The sequence below is a fragment of the Clostridium sp. 1001283B150225_161107_B6 genome, assembly GCF_015556325.1.
Lineage (GTDB): Bacteria > Bacillota > Clostridia > Lachnospirales > Lachnospiraceae > Enterocloster.
The window spans coordinates 232,011-248,108 of sequence record NZ_JADNMD010000005.1; the positions used below are offsets into that span (position 1 = coordinate 232,011).

The window sequence follows — 16,098 nt, forward strand, 5'->3', positions numbered from 1 at the left end:
GCCGCCCCTTAGCCCAGCAGGCCCCGCAGCTCCTCCATATTGATTGGCTTTGTCAGAACAGCTCCGAATCCTGCCCTGGCTGCCTCCGCCCGCACCTCATCCTCGCTGCTGGATGTAAATGCAAAGATTGGAATGGTTCCCGCGCTATTCTTGCGGCTGCCCCGGATAGCTGCCGCTGCCTCAAAACCGTTCATGACCGGCATATGCAAATCCAGCAGAATGGCGTCATATGTGCCGTCCATAGCATCAACATATGCCTCCAGGGCCTGGCGTCCGTTCTCCACGGCGTCCACCTGCTGGCCGTCCGCCCGTATCAGCTCCACTGCAATTTCCCGGTTCAGTTCATTGTCCTCTGCCAGCAGCAGCCGCAGACAGCGTCCCTCGCGCCGTACCCGCGCAATCTCCTTTGCCAGGATTGTGAAATCAATTGGCTTTGGAACAAAGCCGTTCATCCCTGCCTCAAGAGTCTCCCTGCGGTCCTCCTCAAAGGCATTGGCTGTCAGTGCGATAATGGGTATGGCTGCTGCCTGCGGGTGGCTGCTTCTCCGTATCCTGCGGGCTGCATCCAGCCCTCCCAGAACAGGCATCTGCAAATCCATGAGAATCACATCGTATGTATGCTCAGGAGCTTCCAGAAAACGGCTGCATCCCTCTTCCCCGTCCCTGGCGGTATCCACCTCTGCTCCCATAAGTCCTGAGAGCATTTCCACTGCGATTTCCAGATTGACTGCATTGTCCTCCACCACCAGCAGATGCATGCCCTTTAATACTCCGGCCAGCCCGCCGGACGTGTTCTCGCTCTGCCCCAGCATTCCGGTGATTTTCCGGTACAGGTTCATCCTGAACAGCGGCAGGCTGATTGTATGGTTAAATCCCTTCTGTCTAAGTTCCTCAGACAGTTCCTGCTCATCCGGTTTCAGTCCCAGCAGCAAAAGGGTGCTGCCGCCCAAATCCCGCCTCAGTCCTTCTCCGGTTAATGCCTGGTCAAAACGCAGCATCTTATAGGGAAGAAATACCAGGGAAAACGGATGCCCTACCGCCCTTTTCCCGGCTGCCAGGGACACTGCTGCCTGATAGTCTGTCTTCCAGGCTCCGTCCACACCGATTTCCTCCAGCTTTCTCACTGCATCCCGGCATTTTACCTCGCTGCCCGGCTCGCCGATAACCAGCATGGCGCAGCCGGCTGCCAGCGGCACATGGCGGCTGCCCAGACGGATGGAAAGCTCAATGGTAAAGGTGGTGCCCTCACCCGGCTCGCTTTCCACGCGGATGGTGCCTCCCATCAGGTCCACAATGCGCTTGGTGATGGCCATGCCCAGGCCCGTGCCCTGGATTCCCTGGCTGTAGGAATTCTGGTCCCGCGAGAACATATCGAAAATCCGGCTCATATATTCCGGGCTCATACCCACGCCCGTATCGCTTACCTGAAACACGTAGCGGGCAAATGCAGGCTCCGGCGACTGCACTTCCGTGATATCCAGACGGATTTCCCCGTCCTTCGGCGTAAACTTTACGGCATTGCCCAGCACATTGGTAAGCACCTGGCCTAAGCGCACCGTGTCGCCGCACAGCAGTTCATGGGTGATATTCCAGACATTGACGTCAAAATGCTGGCTGCGCACACTTGTCTGGGACTGGGTCACCGTGACCACGCCGGACAGCCATTCGCCCAGCTCAAACTCAGTCTCGGCCAGCTGCATTTTGCCGGATTCAATTTTAGACATATCCAGCACATCGTTAATCAGCCCCAGCAGCAGCTTGGAGGAATTGGCGATTTTCTGAAGGCATTCCGTTACCTTCTTGCTGTCCTCCGGTGAATACAGAGCCAGGTTGGTCAGGCCGATTACAGCGTTCAGGGGCGTACGGATATCATGGCTCATGCTTGCCAGGAACGTGCTCTTGGCGGCATTGGCCCGCGCCTCGCTCTCCAACGCCTCCTCCAGACGCCTGCGGGACTGTACCCGTTCCGTGATATCCTCCAGCGTCAGGGTGATAAAGCGCTGGCTGCTGTCCTGTTCCGCAATCAGATAGGCATTAAGGGACAGCACGATATCCTTGCGGGTGTCGGGGCGGGTAAAGCGCAGCTTCAGGCTGCCGCTGGCACACTCCCCCTTACGGATTCGGCTGATAAGGTCCAGAACCGCCTGGCGGTCGCTGTCATTGATACAGCATAAAAACTTTTCTTCTATGACATTTTCAAATGCATCCTCAATCCCCAGAACCTGGTCCGTATTGCGGGACGCATACTCAATGGCCCCGCTTGTACTGTCTGCAATGACAATGACATTGGGCACATAATGGGTCATAAGGGTGAAAATCCGGTCGCGGCGCACAGCTTCCCTGGATGCGTTGGCCCGCACCACAAATACCAGCATGATTACTATCACCAGGAACATACCCAGCATCAGCGCAATGATGAACACGGTCAGATGGATGGTTTCCTGGTTAATCTGCACTGCATCTGCCGTAATGTGGTCATAGGAAACACAGGAGATAAAATCCCATCCGGTTCCCGGAACCGGCGCATACACAAGCTCATACCGGGAATCCCCGAAATAAATCTCGGCGCTGCCGCTTTTATCGTTCCTGAAATCCCACAGCACCCTGTCACAGTCCGTCCTGCCCTGGTCATCCGGAGTAAAGAATCCTGCATTTTTAGGATTTTCCTCAAAATATGTAAACAGATTTAGGGATTCCCCCAGCTCCTGGTTTACATGGGTGCGGGAGAGAATCAGACCCGAATCAGTGGTAATCATATAGGACGCATTGTCCCCAAAGGTGGTGGAATCATAGAGGGACCGGAAGGAATCCTGGCTGTAGATGCCAATCAGTATGACTGAGCCCGTACGGCAGGAAAATGCAACCACATCCTTGCCGGAAGCGCTGAACGGGTCTGATATAAAGCTGATTGCCTCCCCGTCCGGACTGGTCAGGCAGTCCACATATGCCTGGCTGGAATACAGGTTGATGGGTTTCACAGCCGTTCCCTCGCTGTACACGCCGCGGCCGGATTCATTCAGCAGCACACAGTAATCGAATACGGACACCCTGTTAAAATCCCGGATATAACTGCAGTCCTCCTCACTGAGTCCGTCCATGGAGTCAAAGCCGTTCTCCTTCAAATCTTCGGACATGCCGATTCCCAGCACGCGTATCTCATGCTGGCAGTGATTGAATCCTTCTGTTGTTTTGGAAATCAGGGTATTGGTTGTCTCCTTCAGCGCAGAGATATTGGAATTAATGATACGGTCATAGATGTCTCTGCGGTATCCTTCCAGAAAATAAGACAATGACAGGTAAAATACAATCGCGAGAGCGATGCAGACCGCTATGGTCGCAGGCAGAGAAAACTTATGTTTTTTTCGTATCTGTTTCATCTGCCGTACCTCGCTTTTCCGGAAACCACATGACTTTGAATAGCTTTAACTATTATTATATTATTGAGCGGCCCATTTGTCAATTTCACAAAACAGAGCCTCCCGCCGGCCGCATACTGCTTCATACTGCATAAAACGGAAAACAGACCTGTGAAGAAAAAGCCTGTTCTCCACGGGTCTGTTTTTGCTGCTCTTATATTTCTACAGCGACTTCACGGCTGCCACAACATTCTCAACCGTAAATCCGAATTTCTTAAAGAGCTGTCCGGCCGGTGCGCTGGCGCCAAAGCCTTTCATGGTCACTGTGGTTCCGTCAAGGCCCACATATCTGCCCCAGCCGAAATCGCCCAGTGCCTCTACTGCAACTCTCTTTCTCACTGCCTTTGGAAGGACCTTCTCCTTGTAGTCCTCAGGCTGCTCCTCGAATACATCCATGCTCGGCATGCTGACAACGCGTACATCCACGCCCTCTTTTGCCAGTTCAGCCTTTGCACCCACTGCCAGTTCCACCTCGGAACCAGTGGCAATGATGATGGCATCCGGAACTTCCTTCGCGGAATCCTCCAGGATGTAGGCGCCCTTTAACGCCTCCTTGCTGGAGCCGGCCAGCTGAGGCAGGTTCTGCCTTGTGAGCACCAGGGCCGTGGGCGTCTTCCTGGAAGACACGGCGCTGTACCATGCGGCTGCTGTCTCCGTGGCGTCGGCCGGACGGTATACATGGAAATTAGGCATGGCGCGCAGCATGGCCAGCTGCTCGATAGGCTCATGGGTAGGTCCGTCCTCTCCCACGCCGATGCTGTCATGGGTAAACACAAAGGTAAGGGGCACGCCCATAAGCGCGGACAGCCTTGCCATTGGCTTTGTATAATCACTGAACACAAAGAAGGTTGACACGAACGCCCTCAGGCCGCCGTGAAGCATGAGGCCGTTTCCGATGGCGGACATGGCCAGCTCGCGCACACCGAAATGCAGGTTGCGCCCGGCGTAATTGTCCTTGGAGAAATCTCCCATGTCAGCCATGTAGGTCTTGGTGGACGGAGCCAGGTCCGCTGCGCCTCCAATCAGGTTGGGCATCAGGTTCTTAAGCTTCTGAAGCTGCTTGCCCGACAGACTTCTGGTTGCATCCGGCTTGTCCTCAAATGCCCAATAGTCTTCGCTGTCATAAACATCATCAGCCAGATTCGGATTATAGAATTTATCCCATAATTCCTTCATTTCCGGATATTTTCCGCAGTATTCGGCAAATAATGCATTCCATTTTTCCTCTGCCCCGGCGCCTCTCTCAGCGTATGCCTTATAATTGGCATATACCTCATCCGGTACATAGAACGGCTCCATGGACGGCCAGTTCAGGAATTCCTTCATGGCCTTTACATTGTCTTCACCCAGGGGCTCGCCGTGAGCGCTGGCCTTGCCCTGCTTGGCGGGACAGCCGTAACCAATCTGGGTCTTTACCGTGATAAAGGACGGACGGGAGGTATCTGCCTTTGCCTCCTCAATGGCCTTGCCGATGGCATCCAGGTCATTGCCGTCCTCAACTGTAATCAGCTGGAATCCGAAGGCTTCCATGCGCTTCTGTACGTTCTCTGTAAACGCGATATCCGTGCTTCCCTCAATGGAAATACGGTTGGAATCATAAAATACAATAAGCTTGCCCAGTCCCAGGGTGCCTGCCAGGGAGAATGCCTCGGAGGAAATTCCCTCCATCATGCAGCCGTCGCCGCCCAGCACATAGGTATAGTGGTCAACAACAGGATATCCGTCCTTATTAAACACAGCTGCCAGATGGGACTCGGCCATAGCCATGCCCACTGCCATGCCCATACCTGCGCCCAGCGGGCCTGTGGTGGCCTCAACGCCTGCTGTATGGCCGTACTCCGGATGTCCCGGTGTCAGGGAATCCATCTGACGGAAATTCATCATATCCTCTTTTGTAAGGCCGTAGCCGAAAAGATGAAGCAGGGAATACAGCAATGTGGAGCCATGGCCTCCTGAAAGGATAAAACGGTCCCTGTTCTCCCATCCTGGATTCTCAGGATTATGGTTCATATGTTTTGCCCACAGCTCAAAGGACATGGCTGCGGCTCCCAAAGGAAGACCTGGGTGGCCTGATTTGGCTTTCTGTACAGCATCTGCTGCCAGAACGCGGATTGCATTGACTGACATTGTATCAATCTGATTCATAGTTCCCTCCATTCCGGTGCCCCCAAGGGGGCCCACGCATCATAGATGTTATTTTTTTACCAACTGCCCTTTATTATACCAATTCCATCCATACAGGGCAATACTTTTTCTCGCAAAAATCAGTGCAACATTTTGCGGTTCTATGCGTTATTTTGCAAATTTAAAAACAATTGTTATAAAAAGATTATAATTTAAACACATTTTCATCACATTTTAATTTTAAAACTGTTTGATGAATATGTTTATAAAAAACTGACAGGAGGACACAATCAGTGATTGAAGTAAAAAATCTTGTGAAAGATTACGGCGGCCATCTGGCAGTGGACCATTTAAGTTTCCGGGTGGAAGACGGCCAGATATACGGCTTCCTGGGCCCCAACGGCGCCGGCAAGTCCACTACCATGAATATCATGACCGGTTATCTGGGCGCCACTGAGGGACAGGTCTTCATAGACGGCCACGACATACTGGAGGAACCAGAAGCCGCAAAAAAACGCATTGGGTATCTGCCGGAGATTCCGCCCCTGTATATGGACATGACAGTGAATGAATACCTGGAGTTTGCGGCCTGTCTGAAAAAGCTTCCCAAAGCAGAACAGAAGGGGGCCATACAGGAGGTAATGGAACTGGTCAAAATCACGGACGTCCGGAAACGCCTGATTCGGAACCTGTCCAAGGGTTACCGCCAGCGGGTGGGAATGGCCCAGGCTATTTTGGGTAAGCCCTCTGTCATTATCCTGGATGAGCCCACCGTTGGTCTGGACCCCAAACAAATCATAGAGATACGGGACATGATTAAGAGCCTGGGCAAGAAACACACCGTTATCCTGAGTTCCCACATCCTGTCCGAGGTGAGCGCTGTGTGCGACCATATCATGATTATTGCCAATGGAAAGCTGCTTGCCAGCGATACCCCTGAAAACCTGGAACAGCGTTTAAAAGGCGCGGCCGGGCTGGAGCTGGTTGTAAAAGGCAGCAGGGAGGCGCTGCAGCCTGTGCTGGAGGAAATTCAGGGACTGGCGGCAGAGAGAATTGAGACGGGAAATGAGGACGGCACCTGTGTTGTGAATCTGCAGTTTACCGGTGACAGGGCAGCGGAAACGGATATCCGCGAAACCATTTTTTATACCCTGGCCCGCCGCCGGCTTCCTATTCTGTCCATGGTTCCCTCCAGAGCATCTCTTGAGGAAATATTCCTGGAACTGACAGAGGATTTAACAGAAAATACCGAAAACCAGGACAGCATTGCCACCAACAGCTGCCCAGACCAATGAAAGAAGGAGGATTCCCAATGAGAGCCATCTATAAGCGGGAGCTGAAATCCTATTTTTGCTCCATGACAGGCTACGTATTCATTGCTTTCATGACCACGTTCATGGGCATTTATTTCATGGTTTACAATATGATTAACGGTTACCCCTATTTTTCTTATACGCTTAATTCCATACTGATGATACTGACGATTGCGGTGCCGATTCTGACCATGCGGAGCATGTCGGACGAACACAGGACCCGGACAGACCAGCTGCTGCTGACCTCCCCGGTATCTGTGTGGGGTATTGTCATGGGAAAATTCCTTTCCATGGTCACTATTTTTGCCATACCAATGGCCATTGCCTGTCTATGCCCCCTTATCATCCGGAGCGCCGGGACCGCTTACCTGACCGAAGACTATGCATCCATACTGGTCTTCTTCCTTTTGGGATGTGTCTATATTGCCATCGGGCTTTTCATCTCCTCCCTTACGGAAAGCCAGCTCATAGCCGCGGCAGGAACCTTCGGCATCCTGCTCCTCAGCATTCTCTGGCCAGGGCTCCTGAACTTCATACCAGTAAGTGCAGCCGGTTCTCTGGCCGGCTTTCTCATCCTGTGGTCCCTGGTATGTTTCATCCTGTACCGGCTTACCGGCCATATTCCGCTTTCACTGGGCCTGGAGGCAGCCGGAGCAGCAGTTCTTGCGGGAATCTATTTTGTAAAGCAGAGCCTGTTTGAACGGGCCCTGACCGGACTACTGGGAAAAATCGTCCTGACAGACGTATTTGACGGCATTGTAAGCAGCCATATGCTGGATGTCAGCGGCCTTGTCTATTACCTCAGCGCAGCCGGTATATTGCTGTTCCTGACTGTTCAGTCAATTGAGAAAAGAAGATGGAGTTGAATCATATGACCAGAAAATGTAAAAAAGGCAGCTATATGGCATTGTTCACCCTTGTGGTCATTGCCGCTGTCATTGTATTGAACCTGATTGTGGGAAAGCTTCCTGCCAAATATCTGAAGCGGGACTTAAGCTCCGGCAAGATTCTCACCCTGGGGGATACCACCCGTGACATCGCCGCACAGCTGGACAGAGATGTAACCATCCACATTGTGGCTGATCCCAACACGGTGGATGAGCGGATTACATCCTTTGTAAATCTGTATAAGGACCTCTCCCCCCGCATTTCAGTGGAGAACAACGACCCGGTGCTTCACCCGGATGTGCTTGCCTCCCTGGACACGGAGCCGGGAAACCTGGTTGTATCCTGTGAATCCACCGGCAAAAAGACCTCTGTTTCGTTTGATGATATCATCCAGTTTGACCCCATGGTTTACTACCAGTACGGGCAAATCAAGGAGACAGCCTTTGACGGCGAAGGGCAGATTACCAGCGCCATCCGCTATGTCACAAGCGATACGGCTGCCGCCGTATATGCACTGACCGGGCACGAAGAAGCCCCGCTCCCCTCAGCCGTAACAGACGCCATGGACAAATCCGGCATGAACGTGACTGAGCTGAACCTGCTCACCCAGGGATTTATTCCCCAGGACTGCAGCCTTCTCATCATGAACGCCCCCGGTAAGGACATATCCGCGGATGAAAAGGAAATGCTGACCGATTACCTGAAAAACGGAGGCCGCATGATGCTTCTGGCAGGCTGCACCCAGGATACCCTGGTCAACCTGACTGAATTCTGCTCCCAGTACGGAATGGATCTTAAAAACGGATTCGTGGCAGACCCGGCTCCCCAGCATTTTTACAACAACAATCCCTTTAATGTCATTCCGGATTATGATTTTGCCAGCAGCCTCCTTACGGGAATCGATTCCTCCGCGGCAGCCCTTCTGGTTCAGCCCTCGGGCATGACCATACAGGAAAATCCCCCGGAGGACATTACAGTCCAGCCCTTCCTGACCACCTCGGACTCCGCGTTTTTGGTGGACCCCGTCACCCAGGAAAAGACCCAGGGCGCCTATGTGCTGGGAGCCACTGCCACGGAAACCGTAAACCAGGAAGAGGGGACCGCCTCCATGCTTACCGTTATCACAGCGCCCGGCATGATTGATGACTCCATCCTGTCACGTTTCCCCAGCATCACCAACCTTCCCCTGTTCATGAATGCAGCTGCCAACGGACTGCCCGGCGTAACACCCCTGTCCATTCCCGGCAAAAGCCTGGATATTACCTATAATATGATAACATCCGCCGGACTGTGGAGCGCGCTGTTCATCATCGTCATACCGGTCGTTTTCCTGATTGCAGGATTTGTAATCTGGATGAAGCGCCGGAAGCTTTAAGCTGAGGAGGTTATATCATGAAGAAACATGTAAGGCCAATGGTTCCCGCTCTGGGAGCCCTGGTCCTTCTCTGCGCCGCCTATGGCTTCATCACCTGGCAGCAGGGAAGGAGTGCAAAGGCAAAAGAACCCGGACCGGAAGACACTGCGGTATATATGACCGACCTTCCGGGGCTCTCGGCCCTGTCCTGGAAAACAGATGATAAAAGCCTGTCCTTTACCCAGGAAAACGGCACCTGGTACTATAAAGGGGATGATGACTGCCCTATCCGCCAATATCCCCTGACCACCCTGGCAGATACCCTGTCCCACTTAAAGGCAGAGCGGAAGCTGGAAGGCGCGGATTCCCCGGAGTCATATGGTCTGGATCATCCTTCCGTGAGGTTTGACACCGTATCCTCCGACGGTTCTTCCCGTTCCATCCTGTTGGGCAGCCAGGTCCCGGGGACCGGCAGTGAAAGCGCAGGCAATGCCCGGACGCCTGCCCGGTACTATGCCGCTGTGGAAGGGGACAGCCGGATTTATATCATAGGCAGCTATCTGGCCGACACAGCAGGCAAGGGACTTTACGATTTTGTGGAAACAGAAACCCTTCCCCATGTGTCAAGCGCGGATATCCGGGAAATAACAATATCCAGGGATGGGCAGACCAGCCGGTTCTGTAAGAAGACAGCGGACGATTCAGGCAATACCGCCTGGTACAGGAACTCCTGCGAAGACGAGGCCAGCCGTCTGGATGACAACGGCGCCCTTAATAATCTTGCGGATGCCATAAGCGGGCTGTCCTTCCAATCCTGTGTATCGTACAAGGCCAGTGATGAAGAATTAGGAAGCTTCGGCCTGTCTGCGCCGCAGATGACCCTTTCATGGACCTATGAAAGCGGAGACATAAACGGAACTGTATCATTGATGATTGGAAGCCCCAATGAAGATGGAAAGGGCTATTATACCAGAAAAGACGATTCATATGCCGTTAACCTGATATCTAAGGATGAAGCAGAACGTTGTCTGAACGCTGTCTATCCATAGTAGTGTGAATCAAATACAAAGTTGCATTAAATTGCGAAAGGGAAACAGCACTGCAATTCAGCCTGCTGTTTCCCTTTTCGCTATCATATCTATTTTATTTCAATTCCGGCTCTGAAATATATACATCTATGCCCCTTCCTTGCGCTCCCCTGCCCCCTGGTCATGGAGCACAAAGTGGTTCTTCTGGAAATCCAGTATGCCTTCCGCCCGCATCTTACCCAGCTCACTGGACATGGCGCTCCGGTCCACGCAGAGATATTCAGCCAGTTCCTGGCGGTTATGGGGTATGTCGAAATCCCTTCCCCCTTTTGCCATGGCCTGCTCCGACAGATAGGACAGGAGCTTTTCCCTGGTGGTTCTGCGGCACACATGCTCCAGCTTGTTTTCCAGCTTAACATTATGCTCCGACACCAGACGCAGCATGTTGTGAATGAACCTGGTATGAAAATCACAGGCCAGGGGACAGAATGTAATCATCCGCTGGTAATTGAGAAACAATGCCTCGCATCCGCCTTCCGCCACCACGCTCACCGGCAGTACCGGCGTCCTGGCGCAGGAATAGGACTGGCCAAAGAGTTCCCCTTCTTTTATATGGTATATGTGTTCCTGATGTCCCCAGAAGTTTTCCTGGACAACACATGCCTTTCCCCTCAGCAGTACCAGCACCTTATTGACCGATTCCCCCATGCGGAAGATGTACTCTCCATCCTCATAGAGCACCTGCTCCGAGGCACAGCATTTTAACAGGGTATAGAGCTCATCATCATTGATACCGTAAAATAGCGGAGATTTTTTCACAAGAGGCAGCCATTCCTCCATATTCACCCTTCTTTCCGTTGCATTTACAACTCATTTGCTGTAAATATTATATATTCAAGAGATTTTTCCGTCAAGAGGGATTTTATGTGAGATTAAATCTCATTCATTACCGCTGGCTGTCATCCATTTCCAGCTGCTTTTTATATATCCCAATGACTTTCTTCATGGCCTCCTGTCCGGGAGCTCCTATGGTAAGGCGTTTCTCCACGCAGGTTTTCATGCTGATGGCCTCATATACATCCTCCTCAAACACCGGACTGATGGCCTTGTACTCTTCCAGGCTGAGATTATCCAGGGCAATTCCCTTGTCAATGCATGTAAGGACCAGCTGTCCCACAATGCCGTGTGCATCCCTGAAAGGCACTCCCTTGTTCACCAGATAATCCGCTGCATCCGTGGCATTGGTAAAGCCGTTTTTAGCACTGGCCTCCATTACCTCCCGGCGGAAGCTCATGGAGGAAATCATGCCAGTAAACAGGGCCAGGCATCCCTTTACCGTATCAATAGCATCAAAGGTAAGTTCCTTATCCTCCTGCATGTCCTTATTGTAAGCCAGGGGAATCCCCTTCATCGTGGTCAGCATGGACACCAGGGCGCCGTATACACGCCCGCTCTTGCCGCGAATCAGCTCCGCAATATCCGGATTCTTTTTCTGCGGCATAATGGAACTTCCCGTGCTGTAGGAATCATCAATCTCCACAAACCGGTACTCATTGGTATTCCATATTATGATTTCCTCGCAGAACCGGGACAGGTGCATGGAAATGGTGGAAAGGGCACTGAGAAGCTCAATGAGGTAATCCCTGTCAGCCACTGAATCCATGGAATTAAGGGTTGGCCCGTCAAAGCCCAGCAGCTGCGCCGTGTATTCCCGGTCCAGAGGATAGGTGGTGCCTGCCAGTGCGCCTGAGCCCAGAGGGCAGTAATTCATGCGCCTGCGTATATCCTTAAGGCGTGAACGGTCCCTGGAGAACATCTCAAAGTATGCCCCCATATGGTGGGCCAGGGTAATGGGCTGGGCCTTCTGCAGATGGGTAAAGCCAGGCATAAAAGTATCTGTATTCTTTTCCATGACTGTCAGCAGCTCTTCCAGCAGTTCTTTTACCAGCGCTTCAATGGCGTCAATTTCATCCCTGGTATAGAGCTTCATATCCAGAGCCACCTGGTCGTTGCGGCTGCGCCCTGTATGGAGGCGCTTTCCCGCTTCGCCAATCCGTTCAGTCAGGGTTCCCTCCACAAAGGAGTGGATATCCTCATATCCGGAATCGGATGATATAGTCAACGTCCCATTATCCAGGTCTTCCAGAATGCTTTCCAATCCGCGGATAATATCATCTCTGTCCTGTTCCGTCAGTATTCCCTGCTTTGCCAGCATCTTTACATGGGCAATGCTGCCCCTGATATCCTGACGGTAGAACTTCTGGTCAAAGGAAAGGGATTCATTAAAATTGTGTACCAGCTGATTGGTTTCTTTCGTAAAACGTCCGCCCCATAATTTCATGGCTGTTATCTCCTTATTTCTGATTTTCTTTTGTCCTGTTTTCCTGTTTGCTGCTTTCTTTTTTCTGCCGCTTTCTATTTTCCTTATGGCTCTTACTTATGCTGTATCCGCTTAACGCACCGCTCTTTTTCTTCCTCCGGCTGATTCCGGCCAGCACCGCGGCTCCCAGGACAGCTGCGCTGATTCCGGTAATCCAGGCCCCGTACTTAAGGCCCTCCGGTTCATAGGAAAAACTGATTCGGTGGGTTCCTTCGCTGATATCCACTGCCAGGAATGTGTCAAACATTTTCCTGGGCGCTGCCGGCTTTCCGTCCACCAGGATACTCCATCCCTTATCATAGGGAATACTGGTATACATAACGCCTGCTGCGTCCGCCGTAATGCTGCCTGACAGTTCTGTATCCGTCCACCTGGAAAGCACCAGGGGATTCTGATTCATTTTCCCGTAAACAGCTTCCAGGGCCTGTGGATTAAAGCGCCACACCTCTGCCTGCAGGGTTGGGCTGCCCTCATCCCCTGCCTCCAGATGCACCTGCGCATCCTTGTTGATACGGCCCAGTTCCATGAAATAGCCCCGGTCCACATTGTCAAAGCTTTCTGTCTGCTCGCCGATTACAGCCGTGACCTCCTTCACCTTTTTATTGGTCACATACACATAGTAATCGCCTGTTTCCTCGGCTGTAAATGTAAGTTTCTTTCCCTCTGTAACGCTTTCGTTGGGCAGAAGCACATGCTCTGTATCCAGCACATCGCATAAATCGTTCTGGACATGGGCCGGATTCCCTGAATCCAAAATCCAGTTTCCTTCCACATCCCGGGGCAGCATGAATGCCACGGGAAGGGTGAATTTATTCTCGTACAGCCACATGCTTCCTTTTCTTGCGGACAGCTCCCTCAGTCCGTCGGAAGGCTGCTGGTCCCCGTATATGCCGTAGCGCACGGACAACAGGCTGTCCACCAATGGAGTGCTTCCCGTGATGCTGTAAGCATTGGTAGAACTCTCACACCCCATCCTGCGGAAGAAATCCGACAGGGATGCATTGGCAGTGGATGAGAACAGGGATACAGATGGGAAATTCATCCAGGCACCGTCATTCTTTGTCTTTCTGTCTGTCTTTTCCACACGGTAAAAGCTTTCCGCCTTTATATTCCACACCAGTTCTTCCACATCCTGGTTATCCTTAACATAGGATGTCCTGCTGGTGGTGGGAATACTGGTCACCGCAGTATTCACAGCCGCCTCAATGGCAACCAGGGCCAGGGCCGTGAGAAGAATGGCGTCCAGACTCCATTTTCCCTTGTGGTACTGATAAACCAGTCCGCCATACATGGCAATGAATAAAATTGCCACATAGAATACGGAAAAATGGTACTGTTCCGGATTATTCACCAGCTTTTCAGCCAGCAGCACAAAGGTAACAGCTCCCCAGAACGCCAGGCATATATGCTTCCATGGCGTATTCTCCAGATGGATGTAGGCATGGTAACACATAAACAGCATCAGTGCTATATAAATGAAGGACTGCCGGCAGGGAAGGCTGTTGGGATAGTGAAACCCATGCCAGATAAAATTCAGCACATTAACGGAAAAGCTGGCGTAAAACAGAATCAGCATGGTGCAGTACACTGCTTTTTCCCTGAACGTAATCTTCTTACTGCCCAGATAGAGCAGGAAGAACATGAGCACTGCCACACCGCAGTATATATTAGGCCAGTGGTCCAGCCCTATTTCGGTTCCCACATTTCCTATGTGGCGGGCAATCATGTCAAAAATGGAAAAATAGGAGGAAAATGTCTTGGGAAAGTCAAAATCCCCTGATGCAGTGACCTGCAGCGCATAAATCTCCGGCAGAAGCACCACCGCGGCAAGACCGCCTGCCAGCAGGGAATAAAAGGCAAACCGCAGCCCGGTTCCCATGAATTCCCCAAAGCTTTTCGGTGGATTGAGTATCATCTGCGCAATCACATAGATGACCATGAAAATGCAAATCATGATGGATATATAGTAATTGGAAAGGATGGAAAGACCCAGGGTAATGCAGTAGAGTGTCCCTCTTTTCTCCTTTACCAGCTGTTCCAGTCCCAAAAGAATCAGCGGAAACAGCATGATGCAGTCCAGCCACATGATGTTCCAGCTATAGGCAGCCATATATCCGCTGAGGGCATAAAAAATACCGAAAAAGCCCACGCCGAAATTCTTGACTCCAAAGTGCTTTTTCAGATACCATGAAAAGCTGAGTCCGGACAGTCCTGTTTTAAGGACAATCAGTATGGTCATGAACTCAATGATGAACTTTTTGGGGCATAGTATAAGGAGCCAGTTCACCGGGCTTGCCAGGTAATAGGCATAAAGCGCCGAAAAATTCACCCCCATGCCGATATCCCAGCTGTAAAGCAGGCTTCCGCCGTGGGTCAGCTTATACTGGAACTCTGAAAAAAACGGCGCATACTGATGATACATATCTGTCCTGAGAAAACATTCTTCCCCAAAGGGAAAGATACCTCTCTGGGCAAATATAATAATCATGGCAACCACCGGGACAAAAAATGCTGCCACCAGACCGTCCGAAGGCTTTAATAACCGAAGTCCGCGCCTGTTTCCTGTCCGTGACATCCCTGTCTTTCTCTCATCGTACTGCTGCCTGTCCTGTCCGGCAGTCTCATTCTCTTCTTCCATTCCGTATTCGTCTTCCTCTGATGTATATTCGTCTGATGCATAATCATCTGATGCGTAATTATCCGATGCGTATCCTCCGGGACTATACTCTCCGTGATTATGCTCTCCGTGACTATATTCTCCTGAAGCATATCTCGCTGAGGCAAATTCCGCCGGCCTGTCATTCACCGGAACACATCCCCGGGAGGCAGCCGCCTCAGATGCGGCCTCTCCGAATAGATATTCCTCCAGCGTACATTCTTCCGGCAAACATCCCCCCGCGCCGCGGGACCTGAGGTTTCCCCTGTCCTCCCTGCGGGAATCTGTCCTGCCGGAATCCGCCCCATATGTTTTCTTATCCTCTGATGTCTTTTTATCCCCGTCGGGAACCGGCTCCTCTGAGAGCGCTTCCTCCCTGGTTTTATCCTGCATGGTCGGTTCTGGCTGCACAAGCTTCAGAATTGCGTCAAGCTCCCGTTCAACCCGTTCTATCTCTTCACGTTCCATCACAGTCACCTTTCTCTATTCAGGCTTATTCTTGAATATCCAGAGTTTGCTGAAAATATAGTTCAGTACCATGTTGATGACAGAGGATGTGAACTTGCAGAACAGCTCATACAGCATTCCCCTGTCACCGCCTAATTTTACCATGACAACCATAAGCACCCAGGTAACTGCCCCTGAAAATGCCCTGGCAGCTACAAATGCTCCCACCTCCTTCACAAGGTAGGAAGGTCTTAGATTGTAATTGCGGAACACAATCAGCTTGTTCACCACATAGGCAAACAGCACAGCCGCCAGCCATGACATGGCCTGGGACAGACCCACGCCAATCTCAATCTGCCTCAGCAGGGCATATACGGCAAAGTCCACTGCCGTGGTAAGGAACCCGCATATAATGTAGCTTACCGTCTCATAGTTAACACATTTTTCCCATATTTTACGTAACATCTTCTGCTCCTGCTTTGTTCCAGAGTG

10 protein-coding genes are annotated in these 16,098 nt (G+C 51.7%); 4 read left to right on the top strand and 6 right to left on the bottom strand.

The window, feature by feature from the left end; all coding sequences use genetic code 11:
* Positions 1-8: 8 nt before the first annotated feature.
* Complete coding sequence (locus I2H39_RS14475; RefSeq protein WP_195626787.1) at positions 9-3,377, bottom strand: response regulator; 3,369 nt, start codon at positions 3,375-3,377, stop codon at positions 9-11.
* Between the two features lie 201 nt (positions 3,378-3,578).
* Positions 3,579-5,561, bottom strand: coding sequence for a transketolase (gene tkt, locus I2H39_RS14480; RefSeq protein WP_195626788.1), 1,983 nt, complete (start codon positions 5,559-5,561; stop codon positions 3,579-3,581).
* 272 nt (positions 5,562-5,833) lie between these two features.
* Here tkt and I2H39_RS14485 point away from each other — a divergent pair, with 272 nt between their 5' ends.
* Genes I2H39_RS14485 through I2H39_RS14500 form a run of 4 tightly spaced genes read left to right on the top strand, consistent with a single transcriptional unit; the run spans position 5,834 to position 10,144 of the window.
* Complete coding sequence (locus tag I2H39_RS14485) at positions 5,834-6,835, top strand: ABC transporter ATP-binding protein (protein ID WP_138310496.1); 1,002 nt, start codon at positions 5,834-5,836, stop codon at positions 6,833-6,835.
* Positions 6,836-6,852: 17 nt separating this feature from the next.
* Positions 6,853-7,719 carry an ABC transporter permease subunit gene (locus I2H39_RS14490; protein ID WP_195626789.1) on the top strand — a complete coding sequence of 289 codons (867 nt, stop codon included), beginning with the start codon at positions 6,853-6,855 and terminating at the stop codon, positions 7,717-7,719.
* 5 nt (positions 7,720-7,724) lie between these two features.
* Positions 7,725-9,116: a Gldg family protein gene (locus tag I2H39_RS14495; RefSeq protein ID WP_195626790.1), complete on the top strand. Its 1,392-nt coding sequence runs from the start codon at positions 7,725-7,727 to the stop codon at positions 9,114-9,116.
* Positions 9,117-9,133: 17 nt separating this feature from the next.
* The gene (locus I2H39_RS14500; protein WP_195626791.1) at positions 9,134-10,144 is read left to right on the top strand and encodes a DUF4340 domain-containing protein; all 1,011 of its coding nucleotides are present in this window, start codon (positions 9,134-9,136) and stop codon (positions 10,142-10,144) included.
* 126 nt (positions 10,145-10,270) lie between these two features.
* On the opposite strand, the gene I2H39_RS14505 is transcribed toward I2H39_RS14500, so the two are convergent.
* From I2H39_RS14505 to I2H39_RS14520, 4 genes are all read right to left on the bottom strand, one after another.
* Positions 10,271-10,963 carry a Crp/Fnr family transcriptional regulator gene (locus tag I2H39_RS14505; RefSeq protein ID WP_138310500.1) on the bottom strand — a complete coding sequence of 231 codons (693 nt, stop codon included), beginning with the start codon at positions 10,961-10,963 and terminating at the stop codon, positions 10,271-10,273.
* 106 nt (positions 10,964-11,069) lie between these two features.
* Positions 11,070-12,464 carry an argininosuccinate lyase gene (gene argH / locus I2H39_RS14510; RefSeq protein ID WP_195626792.1) on the bottom strand — a complete coding sequence of 465 codons (1,395 nt, stop codon included), beginning with the start codon at positions 12,462-12,464 and terminating at the stop codon, positions 11,070-11,072.
* Positions 12,465-12,477: 13 nt separating this feature from the next.
* Positions 12,478-15,627, bottom strand: coding sequence for a YfhO family protein (locus tag I2H39_RS14515; RefSeq protein WP_195626793.1), 3,150 nt, complete (start codon positions 15,625-15,627; stop codon positions 12,478-12,480).
* 15 nt (positions 15,628-15,642) lie between these two features.
* A complete protein-coding gene (locus I2H39_RS14520) occupies positions 15,643-16,071 on the bottom strand; it encodes a GtrA family protein (RefSeq protein WP_138310503.1) in 429 nt (142 codons plus the stop codon).
* Positions 16,072-16,098: the final 27 nt, after the last annotated feature.